This window comes from Cyanobium sp. T1B-Tous (genome assembly GCF_024345475.1).
Classification (GTDB): Bacteria; Cyanobacteriota; Cyanobacteriia; order PCC-6307; family Cyanobiaceae; genus Cyanobium_A.
Genome location: NZ_JAGQBE010000031.1, coordinates 1 through 14464, shown reverse-complemented (window position 1 = coordinate 14464; position 14464 = coordinate 1). Strand labels below are relative to the sequence as shown.

15 protein-coding genes and 1 pseudogene are annotated in these 14464 nt (G+C 67.3%); 8 read left to right on the top strand and 8 right to left on the bottom strand.

The features are described 5' to 3' along the window. Position 1: 1 nt before the first annotated feature. Genes kaiC through KBY71_RS08690 form a run of 3 tightly spaced genes read right to left on the bottom strand, consistent with a single transcriptional unit; the run spans position 2 to position 2901 of the window. Positions 2-1543 carry a circadian clock protein KaiC gene (gene kaiC, locus KBY71_RS08700; protein ID WP_190389891.1) on the bottom strand — a complete coding sequence of 514 codons (1542 nt, stop codon included), beginning with the start codon at positions 1541-1543 and terminating at the stop codon, positions 2-4. Positions 1544-1571: 28 nt separating this feature from the next. Further along, positions 1572-2021, bottom strand: a complete 450-nt coding sequence (gene kaiB, locus KBY71_RS08695; protein ID WP_254928531.1) for a circadian clock protein KaiB — start codon at positions 2019-2021, stop codon at positions 1572-1574. 19 nt (positions 2022-2040) lie between these two features. Beyond that, positions 2041-2901 (bottom strand): circadian clock protein KaiA, encoded by an 861-nt coding sequence (locus tag KBY71_RS08690; RefSeq protein WP_254928530.1) that lies wholly within the window; start codon positions 2899-2901, stop codon positions 2041-2043. A 200-nt stretch (positions 2902-3101) separates the two neighbouring features. Between KBY71_RS08690 and rplU the strand changes: the two genes are divergently transcribed. Beyond that, on the top strand, positions 3102-3485 hold the full coding sequence (gene rplU / locus KBY71_RS08685) for a 50S ribosomal protein L21 (RefSeq protein WP_254928529.1): 384 nt from the start codon (positions 3102-3104) through the stop codon (positions 3483-3485). 49 nt (positions 3486-3534) lie between these two features. Beyond that, positions 3535-3798, top strand: coding sequence for a 50S ribosomal protein L27 (gene rpmA, locus KBY71_RS08680; protein WP_190389894.1), 264 nt, complete (start codon positions 3535-3537; stop codon positions 3796-3798). Positions 3799-3865: 67 nt separating this feature from the next. Here rpmA and KBY71_RS08675 read toward each other — a convergent pair whose 3' ends face one another. Together KBY71_RS08675 and KBY71_RS08670 are read right to left on the bottom strand one after the other, a co-directional pair. Next, positions 3866-4642, bottom strand: a complete 777-nt coding sequence (locus KBY71_RS08675; RefSeq protein WP_254928528.1) for a bifunctional 2-polyprenyl-6-hydroxyphenol methylase/3-demethylubiquinol 3-O-methyltransferase UbiG — start codon at positions 4640-4642, stop codon at positions 3866-3868. A 22-nt stretch (positions 4643-4664) separates the two neighbouring features. Beyond that, positions 4665-5402, bottom strand: a complete 738-nt coding sequence (locus tag KBY71_RS08670) for a queuosine precursor transporter (protein ID WP_254928527.1) — start codon at positions 5400-5402, stop codon at positions 4665-4667. 42 nt (positions 5403-5444) lie between these two features. Here KBY71_RS08670 and truB point away from each other — a divergent pair, with 42 nt between their 5' ends. From truB to KBY71_RS08650, 4 genes are all read left to right on the top strand, one after another. After that, entirely contained in the window at positions 5445-6332 is an 888-nt protein-coding gene (gene truB, locus KBY71_RS08665; RefSeq protein WP_254928526.1) for a tRNA pseudouridine(55) synthase TruB, read from the top strand. A gap of 52 nt (positions 6333-6384) precedes the next feature. Beyond that, complete coding sequence (locus tag KBY71_RS08660) at positions 6385-7173, top strand: YebC/PmpR family DNA-binding transcriptional regulator (protein ID WP_254928525.1); 789 nt, start codon at positions 6385-6387, stop codon at positions 7171-7173. 93 nt (positions 7174-7266) lie between these two features. Continuing rightward, positions 7267-8736: a DUF1254 domain-containing protein gene (locus KBY71_RS08655; RefSeq protein ID WP_254928524.1), complete on the top strand. Its 1470-nt coding sequence runs from the start codon at positions 7267-7269 to the stop codon at positions 8734-8736. Further along, positions 8733-10184, top strand: a complete 1452-nt coding sequence (locus KBY71_RS08650) for a DUF1254 domain-containing protein (RefSeq protein WP_254928523.1) — start codon at positions 8733-8735, stop codon at positions 10182-10184. Before KBY71_RS08655 ends, KBY71_RS08650 begins: the two co-directional genes overlap by 4 nt. Here KBY71_RS08650 and KBY71_RS08645 read toward each other — a convergent pair. Together KBY71_RS08645 and KBY71_RS08640 are read right to left on the bottom strand one after the other, a co-directional pair. Further along, on the bottom strand, positions 10181-10921 hold the full coding sequence (locus tag KBY71_RS08645; RefSeq protein WP_254928522.1) for a 6-phosphogluconolactonase: 741 nt from the start codon (positions 10919-10921) through the stop codon (positions 10181-10183). The two genes, KBY71_RS08650 and KBY71_RS08645, sit on opposite strands and share 4 nt — an antisense overlap. A gap of 17 nt (positions 10922-10938) precedes the next feature. After that, positions 10939-12240 (bottom strand): SpoIID/LytB domain-containing protein, encoded by a 1302-nt coding sequence (locus KBY71_RS08640; protein ID WP_254928521.1) that lies wholly within the window; start codon positions 12238-12240, stop codon positions 10939-10941. A gap of 73 nt (positions 12241-12313) precedes the next feature. Between KBY71_RS08640 and rnz the strand changes: the two genes are divergently transcribed. Then, entirely contained in the window at positions 12314-13273 is a 960-nt protein-coding gene (gene rnz, locus KBY71_RS08635) for a ribonuclease Z (protein WP_254928520.1), read from the top strand. A gap of 97 nt (positions 13274-13370) precedes the next feature. Beyond that, a complete protein-coding gene (psbV, locus tag KBY71_RS08630) occupies positions 13371-13904 on the top strand; it encodes a photosystem II cytochrome c-550 (protein ID WP_254928519.1) in 534 nt (177 codons plus the stop codon). Between the two features lie 125 nt (positions 13905-14029). On the opposite strand, the pseudogene KBY71_RS08625 reads toward psbV, so the two are convergent. Beyond that, a pseudogene (locus tag KBY71_RS08625) lies at positions 14030-14416 on the bottom strand (hypothetical protein); the annotation flags it as partial. Between the last annotated feature and the right edge of the window lie 48 nt (positions 14417-14464).

Genomic DNA, 14464 nt, shown 5'->3' with positions numbered 1-14464 from the left:
CTCAGCGGTCGTCGTCCGCCACACCCCGCACAATGCGCGACAGCTCGCTGCGCTCATCGGTGGTGATGCGATGGGGGACGCCAGAGATGATCCGCTCGAAATTGGAGAAGGAGTCCTTGATCTCGGGACCATTGCTCGTGATCACAAATTCACGGATTCCCTTGTCGTGCCAAGAGCCACGCATCTTGAACACGTTGAGAGCTCGGGCCATCTCACCGCGGATTTCCACGTACTGCAGCAGCAGGATCGTGTCCGTGATCGTGGAAATGTGGGAATCGGTGATCGAGTGGCTACCCATGAACTCCTCGGAGGTGTTCGTGAAGAAGCCGGCGATCTCCTCCTGCTTGGCATAACCGGTCACGCCGATCACAAACTGGCGGAACGCGTTGTGACTCACGCCCCGGGCGAGGGCTGAAAGCGAATCGATCGCCATGCGCGAGGGCTTGAACTGGCTGATCTCGGTCTTGATGATCTGGAGATGGTCCTCCAGACCGGTGGACTCCGGATAGGCGCAGATGATTTTCAGCAGGCCATCCTGCTCCATCTGTTCGAAATCAATCCCCCAGCTGGTGGCGTTGCGGAGCAACTGGGCCCGGGATTCCTCGTAGGCGAAGAGAATGGCCCGCTCCTTGTTGGCACAGGCGTTCTCCACGAACTTGCTCACCAAGAGCGTCTTGCCCGTACCGGTGGCGCCGGTGGCCAGGATGATCGAATCCTTGAAGAAGCCGCCGCCACACATGTCATCGAGCCGTGGCACCCCAGAGCTCACGCGCACATTGGAACTGCGCTGGGTGAGGCGCATCGCTCCCAGCGGGAAGATGCTGATCCCGTGGGCCCCCATCGTGAAGGGGAATTCGCCCTTCATGTGGGTGGTGCCCCGCAACTTGAGGATCTCGCAAGTCCGCCGCCGGCGCTCCCCTTCCAACACGTTGCGCAGGATCACAACGTTGTCGGACACGAACTCCTCAACGCCGTAGCGGGCGATGGGCCCGTATTCATCGATGCGCTCGGTGGTCATCAGCGTGGTGACACCGATCTCCTTGAGGCGCGCAATCAGGCGAAAGATCTCACGCCGAACGACCGAAACAGCATCGTATTGCTGAAACACGGCAGTGATCGAATCAATCGCAACCCGCCGAGCCTTGTACTTCCGAATCGCGTAGTTGATGCGCTCGATCAAACCGGAAAGATCAAAACTACCGGCCACATCCTGCCCTTCTGGATCGGGCGAGGCGTCAAGAATGAAGAGCTTGTCCTGCTCAACCATCTCCTGCAGATTCCAACCAAAGCTGGCGGCGTTGCGGAGAATATCGAGCGGCGACTCCTCAAAGGTGACAAAAATTCCGGGCTCGTTGTACTCGCGAATGCCGTTATAGAGGAAGTTGAGCGAGAACACCGTCTTGCCGGTGCCGGACGTGCCACTGATCAGGGTGGAACGGCCGATCGGCAACCCTCCATGGCAGACATCATCGAAGCCCTCGATCCCAGTCGGGAGCTTCTGCACCTGCATCAGGGGATTGCTGGTGGCGCTTGGGTCCTGCATCGACAGTCGGGGTCTGAAGTAAAACTACTCAGGGCAGCGGCGGCTGAGAAGGGAGAGGATCTGTAGGAGCTGACGCGGCCTCCCCAAGCCCACCACCAAACTGGGCACCATCAAACTGGGCGCCATCCAATGGGGCGGTCCCAGCACCGTCATCCTCAGCGTCCGCGTCATCGCCAAGGGCCTCCTCGGTGAGCTCTTCGTAGAGCAAGTCGAGGCCGATCAGCACCCGCTCCCGATCGGAGAGGTCACCGATAATGCGCCGCACCGGCGGCGGCAGGATCTTGGCCAAGGTGGGGGTGGCCAGGATCTTGTCTTCCTCCGCCAACTGGGGATTTTTCAGCACATCAATCACCTTCAGGGCATAGACACCCCGGAACTCCGTCTCGAGAATGTTCCGCAGGGTCTTGAGGGCACGCATCGAATTCGGCGTGTTGCCCGCCACATAGAGCTTGAGGATGTAGGTCTTGCGTGGAGTCATGGTTCAGGAGGCTCCTGGTTCAGGCCATCGACGGCTGGCCGGGGGGCTGGGCCTGAAGGCCAGCGAAAGGGGCATCGGGGGGAATGGAGCGGCGATACATCTCGCAAAGATGGGCCATCACGTCGAGCAGGGCCAATCGATAATCCTGGAGAAAATCGTTCTTATGCCCTTCCAGCTTGAGCTGCTTCGAGAAGCCATCAATCAGATTCATGTGAATCTCAACAGTTTTGGTAATGGGTAGGTCGCTGAAAAAGGCCGTATTGACGAAACTTTCAAGGGCCTGGTTGGCGGCGGCGGGGTCGCGGAAGTAGCTGAGCAGCAGATCCCGGTAGGTGCGTTCCAGGGAATTCACCAGCTCCTCCCGATCGATCTCCGGCAGGTTGCGCAGGAACCGCGCCGGATCCCGCTTGTAGAAGACACCCACAAAACCCAGCCGCCCCTTCAGCCGGTTGGCCAACTTCCAGCGGTCCGGCGGCGCCGACGCCTGGTCGGCCGGCGGGCTTCCGGCACTCACCAAGCCGCGCTGGAGGAAACGGGACACCGCGGCATCGAGGCTGTAGCTGAGCTGCTCCAGCTGATCGGGAGGCAGGTGCACCTCCGAGTCATGGAACTCGATCTGGCCGCTCACCTCCCCAATCACCACAGCCGGCAACAACAGGCCCAGATCAGTCAAGGACTGGTAGTTCTGCCTGTCCAGGGCGCCCTGCTCCAGCAGCACGGCATCAAACTCATCCCGGCGCTGATCCAGCTCCCCTACCGGGTTGCGGGCCGGATCGACCCACACCATCTGGCAATGCCCCCCCGCCAGCCAGCGGGAGCAGGCCTCCTGCAGGCGGGTGTTGCGGATCAGGGAAGCGATGGTGAGAGCCGGTTCGGGCATGGACCGCTTCGGCGGCGGGATGACCCGCGGGAATGGCACCCAAATGTTGACGAAAGGAAGGCCGGAGCGGGAGGATTATTGTTTGTTTTTCGATTGTGTGCGCCAGGCCGAATGACGGCTGGCCGTCTTCCGTGACTTGCCCCTCCTGAGAGGGCTCCCTCCCGAAGCCGCCCCGTCAGCCTGGCCACGCCCTTGCCGCCATGAGCCCAACCCCCGAAACCACCGCTGCCGTTCAGGACAGCCCCGTCACCGGCGCCTACGCCATTGTTGAGGCCTCCGGTCAGCAGTTCTGGCTGCAACCAAACCGCTACTACGACCTCGATCGCCTCGCGGTGGACGTCGACGGCACCCTGACCATCGACAACGTGCTGCTGGTCAACGACGGCAAGGCCACCACCCTGGGCCAGCCCTACGTCAAAGGGGCCACGGTGCAGCTGAAGGTGATGGCCCATCGCCGCGGCCAGAAGATCATCGTCTACAAGATGCGTCCCAAGAAAAAAACCCGTCGTAAGAACGGTCACCGCCAGGAACTCACCCGGGTGATGGTCGAGTCGATCACCGTGGGCGGCAAGTCGATTTCCTGACCGCATCCCTCCAGCTTTTCCCGAACGTTTCCCTGACCCCACCACCCCCATGGCCCACAAGAAAGGCACAGGCTCCACCCGCAACGGCCGCGATTCCAACTCCAAGCGCCTGGGCGTCAAGCGCTACGGCGGTGAAACCGTGAGCGCCGGCTCGATCCTGATCCGCCAGCGCGGCACCTCGGTGCTCCCCGGCGTGAACGTGGGCCGCGGCTCCGACGACACCCTCTTCGCCCTGGTGGATGGGGTGGTGAGCTTCGACACCATCAAGCGCGGCCTGCGCAGCCGCAAGCGCATCAACATCGCGGTCGGCTGATCGCCCCTCCCTCTCCAGCCGGCGGGTCTCCCGCCGGCTTTTTTGATGGCGAGCGCCCAGGGCCCATTTAGGCCAGGCGATAGGCCCGGGTGGTAATCAGATAGGGGTGAAACACCTCCAGGAACTGGCTCTGGAGGGTGCGGAAGAAAGCCTCCACCAGCTCGGGGGCATCGAAGTGGAAGGGGTACTCCCCCTGAAACCCTTTGAAGAAATACCAGTTGAGCAGGGCAATCCCTGCGGGGCTGAGACGCTCGGCAAACACCTCCAGCTGGCGGGCCGGATCGCTCAGGTGCTCGAGCACGTCCAGGCAGACGATGGTGTCGAAACGCGGGGGCAGGGCCGGATCGGCCAGATCGCGGAAGCAGCGCAACTTGGCCGCCAGGCCCAGCTCAGCCGCGCGGGCCTCCACAAAGGCCCGGTTGTGGGGGTTGAGATCCACAAACCACACCTGCTCCACCTGGGGCAGGGCCGCCGCCGCCAGGGCATGGCTGCCGATGCCGCCGCCGAAATCGAGCACCTGACCGGCGGCAAAACGCTGCTGCAGGCGCAGGGTGTCAGCGATGTAGTCGGCGCTGCCGAGGTGCCAGGCCGCCAACTCCAGCAGGTGGCCGGTGCCGACCGCATCTTCATAGAACTGCTCCACCCGGTCGGGATCGAAGGCTCCGGGATGCAGGGCGGCCAGATCGTCGGTGCTGCTGGGCAGGCGGCGCTCCAGCTCTTGGGGGGCGATCTGGAGAAAGCTGGCCAACTGGGGCCGCAGGGCAAAGCCGTCGGCCAGAAACCGCTCCACCGTGAGGGGTGAAGCCGGCGCCGCCCCCCCTTGCCTCTCCACCACCAACGCCATCCCTCAACAGGTTGACGCCAACCTAGGTGCCGGGATTCGGGGCTCTCTCCGTGAGGCCATCGGGCAGCTCAACCCCGTCGCCGGGCACCTCAAGCCAGTGCCGCAACCAGGCCACCAGGCCATAAAAGGGCAGGGTGTCCGCCAGGGCCGCAATCAGCTTGAACAGATAGCCGCTGGCGATGAAGGAGGCCAACTGGGGCAGCACCGGCTCGCCGGAGCGCACCGGCAGCACATGGCTGGCGTAATGGCTGATCAGCACCACGGCGCTGGTGTCCACCAGTTGACTCACCAGGGTGGAGCCGTTGTTGCGCAGCCACAGGGCCTTGCCCCCACTGAAGCGCTTCCAGAAATGGAACAGGCGCACATCGGTGAACTGGGCGGCCAGATAGGCCACCATCGAGGCTCCCACGGCTCCAAAGGCCAGCCGCCGCACCTCAAAGAAGGTGCCCTCCGGCGCCCCCTCCAGGCCCGGCAGGATCCCCCCGAGCCAGAGGATCAGCACGATCCAACCATTGAGCAACAGGCCCACCCAGACCAACTGGGAGGCCTTCTGCTCCCCCCAGAGCTCACTGATCAGATCGGTGCACAAAAAGGTGATCGGATAGGGCAAGGCCCCCACCGCCACCACAATCGGCCAGCTGCCGATCGAGCCCAGCTGCAGAAAGCGGGTGAGGCCGAGGATGTTGAGCATGCCCATGGTGCCCAGAAACAGGCCGGCCAGCACCAGAAACGCCAGGTCGCGGCGCTGCTGCACGGTCATCGAAGCGGATCATGGGACCCTGCAAGGCTGACGCTCCGATCCATGGCTGACCAGCCCTGTGGCTTCCTGGTGCTCGACAAGCCCGCCGGCCTCACCTCCCATGGCTGTGTGAGCAGGGTGCGCCGGGCCTATGGCCTCAAGCGAGTGGGCCACGGCGGCACCCTCGATCCAGCGGTCACCGGCGTGCTGCCGATCGCCCTGGGCCCGGCCACCCGGCTACTGCCCTACCTGGAGGGCGACAAGACCTACCGGGGCGTGGTGCAACTGGGGGTGCGCACCGTCAGCGACGACCTGGAGGGGGAGGTGCTGAGCCAAGCCGCCGTGCCCGCCCTGAGCACAGCCGATCTGGAGATGGCCCTGGCGGCCTTTCGCGGCCCGATCCAGCAGGTGCCTCCCCAGGTGTCGGCGGTGCACGTGGAGGGGCAGCGGGCCTACGCCCGGGTGCGCCAGGGAGAACAGCTCAACCTGGCCGCCCGAGCCGTGACGCTGCATCGCCTGGAGCTGCTGGGTTGGGATGGGGCCACCGCCCGCCTGGAGGTGCTGGTGCGCTGCTCCGCCGGCACCTACATCCGCTCCCTGGCCCGCGACCTGGGAGACCTGCTGGGCTGCGGCGGTGCCCTGGCCACGTTGCGCCGCACCGAGGCCCTCGGCTTCGCTCTGGAGCAGGCCGTGCCCCTGGAGGCCCTCGACCAGGCCCCCTGCCCCCCCTTGCTGGATCCCCTCACAGCCCTGGCCCACCTGCCCCAGCGGCAGCTGGACGCCGGGGAGCTGGAGAGCTGGCGCTGCGGCCGGGCCCTGGGCCATGCCCTGCCGCTGCAGGCAGGAGAGCCGGTGGCGGTGCTGGGGCCGGATGGCAACCTGGCCGGCATGGCGCGCGCCCAGGACACCGCCCTGCTGCAACCGAAACTGGTGTTCAACGCCGCCGGCTGAGCCCACCCGGTCTGGCCGCCCCACCCCCTGTCGTTCGTTCCCAATCGCTCCGATGGCCGGCCACAGCAAGTGGGCCCAGATCAAACGCACCAAAGCCGTGGTGGATGCCAAACGCGGCGCCCTGTTCACCCGGCTGGGGCGGGAGATCACGGTGGCGGCCCGGAGCGGGGCCGACCCAGCCGGCAACTTCCAATTGCGCACGGCAATTGAGAAAGCCAAGGCCGCCGGGCTGCCCAACGCCAACATCGATCGGGCCATCGCCAAGGGGTCCGGGCAAGGCGGCAGCGGGGGCGACACCTTTGAGGCCGTGCGCTACGAGGGCTACGGCCCCGGCGGCGTGGCCGTGCTGGTGGAAGCCTTCACCGACAACCGCAACCGCACCGCCGCCGAGGTGCGTCTGGCCTTCAGCAAGAACGGCGGCAACCTGGGCGAGACGGGTTGCGTGGGCTATCTGTTCGAACTGCGGGCGGTGGTGCAACTCGCCTCGCTGTCCCAGCAGGGACAGTCCCTGGACGAAGACACCCTGTTGGAGGCCCTGCTGGCCCTGGAGGAGCACGGCGGCCCGCCGGCCCTGGGCTACGAGCTCGACGGCCAGGGGGCCGAGGTGTTCGGGGCTTTCGAGAGGCTGGAGGCCCTGCAGGATGGCCTGCGCGGCCAGGGTTGTCCCGTGACCGGCTGGGAGCACCGCTGGATCCCCCAGACGGCCTGCCCCCTCCACGACCCGGACACCCTGCGAAGCTGCCTGCGCCTGCTCGATGCCCTCGAGGATCTCGAGGACGTGCGCAGCGTCACCAGCAACCTGGAGGCCGACGAGGACCTGATGGCCACCGTGCTCGCCTGAACGCCCAAGCAGGTCGGATCACAGCCCGTGTACACCTCTGGCAGGACTGGGTTGGCTGATCAAGCTGGAGCCCATGCCTGCTCCCCACGCCCCATGCCAAACCGTTCCTCAGCAGCCTGGGCCCTCGCCGTCCTGGGGCTGCTAGCCCAGGGCGGTGCCATCGCGGCGACGAAAACCAGCGTGGACACGCCCGCCCTGGGCCGATTGGAGCTGGAGAACGGCTACCCGAGCGCCGCCACCGCCCGCAAGCTCTACGACGCCCTCGACCTGCAGCGGGCCACCCAGGGCTACCTGTGGGCCCTGCCCGCCGTGGGCTTCAAGGCCCTCTACGACGCCCAGGCCAAAACCATGGGCGTGCGCAACGGCGACGTGCTGCTCTACCGCACGCTGCAGGACAAGGCGGGGATGCTCACCCCCAACATCACCACCCTCTACGCCTTCAGCTTCTGGGATCTGGCCAGGCAGGGGCCGCTGGTGGTGGAGGTGCCGGCCGGGCTCACCGCCGGCGGCGTGCTCGACATCTGGCAACAGCCGATCACCGACATGGGCCAAACCGGGCCCGACAAGGGTGCCGGCGGCAAGTATCTGATCCTTCCCCCCGGTGGGCCGGAGGTGGTGGCCCCGGGCTACAGGATCTTCCGCTCCCCCAGCAACCAGGTGTGGTTCGGCACCCGCGGCCTGGCCCCCGACAAGGCCGTGGCCGAGGCCACCGTGCGCCAGCACCGGCTCTACGGCTGGAACCAGCGCGCCAATCCGCCGGTGTCCCGCTACGAGGAGGTGGGTGGTCGCCCCTGGCAGTCGGCCCAGCCCGCCGATCTCTCCTACTGGCGGCTGCTCAGTGATCTCTATGCCAACGAGCCGGTGGCCCCGCGCGACCGGATGATGTTCGGCCTGCTGGCGCCCCTGGGCGTCAGCCCGGGCCAGCCCTTCCAGCCCGATGCCCGCCAGGCGCGGATCCTGGGCGAGGGGGCCCAACTGGGCGACCTGATGGCCCGCACCATCGCCTACGACAAGCGCACCCCCGGCGCCACCGTGTACCCGGGCAAGCACTGGGAGTACGCGGTGCTCTTCGATCTCGACCAGGAATCGCCCGACAAACGGCGCGTGCAATTCGACGAACGCACGTCGTGGTTCTACGAGGCGATCGGCATGTCGGTGGGCATGCAGGGCCGGGTGGTGGGCTTCGGCCAGGTGTACCTGGAGGCCTCCAAGGACGCCAAGGGCCAGTGGCTCGACGGCGGGCGCACCTACCGCATGCGCGTGCCGGCCAACGCCCCGGTGAAGCAGTTCTGGTCGATCACCCTCTACGACAACCTCAGCCGCGGCCCACTGATCACCCCCCAGGGCGCCGCCGACCTCAGCTCCCGCAAGCCCGATCTGGTGAGCAACGCCGACGGCTCGGTGGATGTGGATTTCGGGCCGATCCGGCCAGCGGGCGCCAAGAACTGGATCCAGACCACCCCGGGCAAGGGCTGGTTCGCCTACTTCCGCTTCTACGCCCCCACCGAGCCCTACTTCGCCAAAACCTGGCAGCTCAACGACATCACACCAATCCAGCCATGAAGCCCATCCAACCGCCCACCCTCCGGCGTCTTCCCCTGATCGTCTGCCTGATGACGATGGCCTACGCCGCCGCAGGGCCAGCCACGGGCGCACCGCGGCCAGCCGCCACTCCAACTTCCATGGCAGCGGCTGCCACAACCGCCCCCACCCCCGCCGAAGCGAAGGCGATCGCCGAGGAGGCCTGGCTGTACGCCTACGCGCCCCTGCAGGGCTACCAGACCTTCTGGAACCAGACCCAGAACAAGGCCTTTCCGGGCTATGTGGGCGGTTTCAACCGGTTCCGCCACTACAGCCGCTCCGCCACCCCGGCGGACACGGACATCGTCACCCCCAACAACGACACGCCCTACTCCTGGGCCTGGCTGGATCTGCGGGCCGAGCCGATCGTGCTGAAGCTGCCAGCCGTGGCGGCACCGCGCTACTACGTGAACCAGTGGTTCGACCTCTACACCCACAACTTCGCCTACACCGGCGTGCGGGCCACGGGACGGGGCGCCGGCACGTACCTGTTCGCCGGCCCCCGCTGGCAGGGCACCGTGCCCAAGGGGATCACCAAGGTGTTCCGCGCCGAGACCGATTTCGTGGGCACCCTCACCCGCACCCAGCTCAACGGGCCTGACGACATCCCCACCCTGCAGGCGCTGCAGGCGCAGTACCAGCTGATCCCCCTCTCCCGCTTCGCGGGAACCAAGCCCCCCAAGCCCGCTCCGCCAGTGAACTGGCCCGCCTGGGATGCCGCCAAGGCCGAGGGAATCGGCTTCATCAGCTACCTGAATGCCCTGCTGCCCTTCATGCCCACCGTGCCATCGGAGCGGGGAATGATGGCGCGCTTCGCCCGCATCGGCATCGGCCCGGGGCGGCCCTTTGATCCGAATCAGCTCCAGCCCGCCACCCGCAGCGCCATCGAGGCCGGGGTGACCGCCGCCGCCGCCAACCTGCGCACCAAGGCCCTGGCCCAGAGCAGTTCCAAGGGGTTCTTCGGCACCCGTGACGAACTGGGCAGCGACTACCTCACCTACCGCGCCATGGGGGCGATGCTGGGGATCTACGGCAACAGCAGTGCCGAGGCCTTTTATGCCAGCCAACAGACAGGCCCCGACGGCAAGGTGCTCGACGGCCGCCGCCAGTGGGTGCTGCGCTTCCCCGCCGGTCAGCTGCCACCGGTGAGTGAATTCTGGTCGATCACGATGTACAAGCTGCCGGAGCGGTTGCTGGTGCCCAATCCGATCAACCGCTATTCGATCGGGGATCGCACCCAGGGCCTGAAGCTGGGGGCCGATGGCTCCCTGGAGATCTATCTCCAGCATGAGAACCCAGGCCCAGACAAGGTCTCCAACTGGCTGCCCGCTCCTGCTGGGCCCTTCTTCTTTGTGGGCCGTCTCTACGGGCCGGGCCCGTCGGTCCTCTCCGGGCAATGGCAGCTGCCCGCCCTGCAGGAACGCCCCTAGCAGGCTGGGGGGAGGGCGGCAGCCGCCGCCCTATCCACCAGCACCCCCAGCCGCGGATGGTGCTGCAGCCAACTGGCCGGCACCTCCGGGCAGGGAGGATCCAGCAAGGCCCGCCGCAGAATCGTGGCCTTGGCCGCACCGGTCACCACCAGCAGGATCCGCTCGGCCGCCAGGATCTCGGCCAATCCCAGGGTGATCGCCTGGCGCGGCACCGCGCCGGCATCACCGCCGAAGGCGGCGGCGTTCTGGGCCCGGGTGGCGGCACTGAGCGCAAGGCAACGGCAAGGGGCCTCGGGGCCACAGGGGGGTTCGTTGAAGCCCACGTGACCATTGCTGCCCAAGCCCAGCAGCTGCAAGCCGATGCCCCCTGCGGCAACGAGGGCCTGCCGATACCGCCCGGCCTCCTGCCGGGGATCGGCCGTCAGGCCATCCGGCAGCTGCACCTGGGCCGGCGCCAATCCGAGCGGACCCTGCAGCTGATCCGCCATAAAGGCGGCGAAGGAGCCCGGATCGGTCGGCGCCAGACCAACGTATTCATCGAGGTTGAAGCTGAGCCAGCCCTGGCGGATGGCCTGCTGCTCCGGCGCCCTGAGCCGACCGAACTGCCGCCGCAACGCGCCATACACGGGCACCATGGTGCGCCCGGTGGCCAGGCCAAGGGGACGCTGGCGGGAGGCGCGCCGCTCCTGCAACAGCCGCTCCGCCACCGCCTCCGCCACGGCCTGGGCGTCTGCCATCACGGTCAGCTCCACGTTCAGGGCGTGCCGTAGGGACGCAACTCGGCGCCCCGGTAGTAATGGCGCAGGATCTGGTCATAGGTCTGACCCCGCTGGGCCAGTCCATGGGCCCCCCACTGGCTCATCCCCACCCCATGGCCATAGCCCCGGCCGATCGCCAGCAGCGACGGCGGGGGCACCCGCATGGGCGGCTGATCCGGGGTGGCGGCGGGATCGGCGACGCGCTCCTGGCCATCCAGGGGCAGCAGCGGGGGCAAGGCCGGCAGGGCGGGTGGCAGGGCCGCCAATTCGGGGGCCACCACCTCAAAGCGCACCAGGGTGCTCTTGAGGCCAAGTCGACTGCGCAACTGGGCGCCCGTGAGCACCAGGGTGCCGCTGGGCCCGGTCACCCGAGCTTGCCGAACCCGACCAGAGCCCGAGGTGGCGAGCACCTCGATGCTCCGGGCACCGCCGATCTCACCGAAGGCCTTTTGCAGCTGGTCGGGTTCGAAACGCTGCTGCCAGGCATGCACCGGGCTGTGCTGGTCAAAGTCGGGAACGCTCACCAGATAGGGGAGCTGCTGACTCCAGAGATCACCACTGTTTTCCGTGCTGCCGCCGCCACTGCTGTGAAACACCGCATTGGCCAGGCTCGAGCCGTAGATCAACACCTGGCCGCGGGTGCTGGCCACCGCTTGGCGGGTGGACGGCGTTTCCGCATCCACGCCCTTGTACACCTGGCTCGACACGGTGGCGCTCACATCAAAGGGGGCCGCAGACTTCCGCTGCCGCAGGGCGTACGTCCGAGCCGCCACCGCCTGGGCCCGCAGGGCCGCCTGGGGCCAACTGGCGGGCATCTCGCTGCCCACCACGCTGGGCAGGTAGTCCTCTAGGGGCACATGGTTGATGGCCTGCAGGGCCGAGCCCCCCACCAACAGTTGCAGGCGCCCCCGATAGCCCCGCTGCTGCAGCTGGAAATCGGCCCCATCCCCAGGCAGGAGGCCAGCCGCCGGTTCCAGCCAGAGTTCGGCCACCGCGGGCAGGGCCTCCACGGCGCCGCCGCGCTCCAGTTCCAGGCCGCCGGAGGCGGCCAGCGTCACAACCACGCTCTCGGTGGGTGCGACGGGCCAGCGCCGGGAGCCGGCCCGCAACACCAGCGGCTGCTGCCGGGCGACCAGGGGAACCCGGGAGGCCTCCAGCAGCAACACCCGCACCTGGGGGTCCGCGCCCTGGGCCCGCAGGGCGGCGGGCACCGCCCCGACCCCCACCAGGGTCAAGACAGGCCAGCCCACCAGCCCGCTAGCCAGCCAGGAGACCAGGGGAGAGCGGGACAAGGGCATCACCGGGACAGGCTTCCTGCTCAGGGGGCCCATTGTGCCCGGCGTGGCAGCATGCGCCAGAGGCGGCAGGACCGTGCAGGTCACCTTTTTAGGCACCAGTTCCGGCGTGCCCACCCGAGGCCGCAACGTGTCGGCGGTGGCGCTGCGGCTGCCCCAGCGCAGTGAGCTGTGGCTGTTCGACTGCGGCGAGGGCACCCAGCACCAGTTCCTGCGCAGCGAGCTGCGGGTGAGCCAGCTGCGCCGGATCTTCATCACCCACATGCACGGCGACCACGTGTTCGGCCTGCCGGGCCTGCTGGCCAGCCTCGGCCTGGCGGGCACCTGCACGGGCATCGACCTCTACGGCCCCGATCCCCTGCGCGACTACCTCGAAGGGGTGCTGCGCACCTCCTCCACCCGGATCGGCTACCCCCTGCGCACCCACAAGGCGCAGCCCGCCGCGAGCAGCGGCGGGCTGCTGCTCGACGACGACGACCTCACCGTGCGCTGCGCTCCCCTCACCCACCGGGTGCCGGCCTTCGCCTACCGGGTGGACCAGAAACCCCGCCCCGGCCGCTTCGATGTGGAGCGGGCCAAGGCCGAGGGCATCCCACCGGGGCCGATCTATGCGGAGCTCAAGGCCGGACGCAACGTGACCCTGGACGATGGCCGGATCATCAACGGGGCCAGCCTGTGCGGCCCCGATCGGCCCGGTGCCAGCGTTGTGTATTGCACCGACACCGTGTTCTGTGAGGCTGCGGTGGAGCTGGCCCGGGGGGCCGACCTGCTGATCCACGAATCCACCTTCTCCCACGCCGAAGCCGAGCTGGCCTACCAGCGCCAGCACTCCACCAGCACGATGGCCGCCCAAACCGCCCTCGAGGCCGGCGTCAAGCAACTGGTGCTCACCCACCTGAGCCCCCGCTACATGCCCGGCAATCCGATGACCCCCGACGACCTGGTGGCGGAGGCCAGCGCCATCTTCCCCAACACCCTGGTGGCCAAGGATTTCCTCAGCCTCGACATCACCCCAGCCGATCCGGCTGCGGCCTAGCCCTGCAACAGTTCACGCGATTCCGCTCCGGAGGGCCCTTTCCCCGTGATACAAGGTCTCCGATGCGGTCTTTCCGCCTACCCGCCGGCTTTTCCCAATGGCCTCCTCCTTCTCCTCGGCTGCCTTCCGCAGGGCCATTCGCGCCCTTACCCGAACCCTGCTGGCCGCTCCCCTGGCTCTGCTGTTGTGCCTGGGCATCGGCAGCCCGGCCCTGGCGGCCCAGTGGAGCACTGAGCAGCTCACCGTGCCTGCCACACCGGACGGCACCCTGGTGACCTTCAGCGAGCAGGAGATCAAGTCTGGGCGCAAGGTGTTCAACAGCAGCTGTGGTGAGTGCCATGCCGGTGGCATCACCAAAACCAACCAGAACGTGGGCCTCGATCCCGAGACCCTGGCCCTGGCCACGCCGCCCCGTGACAACGTCGAGGCCCTGGTCGACTACATGAAGGACCCCACGTCCTACGACGGGGAATACAGCATCGCCGACGTGCATCCGAGCCTGCGCAGCAGCGACATCTTCGTGAAGATGCGCGATCTCGACGACGACGACCTGCGTCTGATGGCCGGCTACATCCTGGTGGCCCCCAAGGTGCAGGGCGTTCAGTGGGGCGGCGGCAAGATCTACTTCTGATCAGAGATCGGTTCCGCAAGCTCAGCTTCCCCTCCCGAGCCGGTGTCTTCAACACCGGCTTTTTTGTGGGCCGCCGTCGTCGCCGCCTGGTCAGCCTGTGGCGGATTGGGCAGGGGCGGATTGGGCAGAGGAGGACTGCTGTTCGCTGGATCGAAGGAACCGGGCTGCTTGCTGTACCACCACTCCTGCAGATCCGCGCCGAGCCGCACCGGGAACAGGGTGATCACCGTGCGGGTGGGGCGAGCTCCCGGCTGGAGCAGCTCAACGGCATAGGAAGGGCAGCGGCGTGAGGCCAGATCCGCCACGAAGCGCCGGCCGATGCGCCGCCAACTGGGCTCCTTGCTGCGCCAGGCCAGACGGCAGCAGGGCCAAGGCAGCTCCTCGCGATCAAACAGGCGGCAGCAGGGGCCCAGCACCCGATAGCTGTACTGACCACCAGGGCTGGTGTGCTCGCTCCCCGGCTCCAGCAGGGCTGCGACGTTGCCCCGGGAGGGGGGTGCCTGGGCTGACACAGAACGACGGCTCCGAGATGACAGCAAAAAGCCACCCCGCAGGGTGGC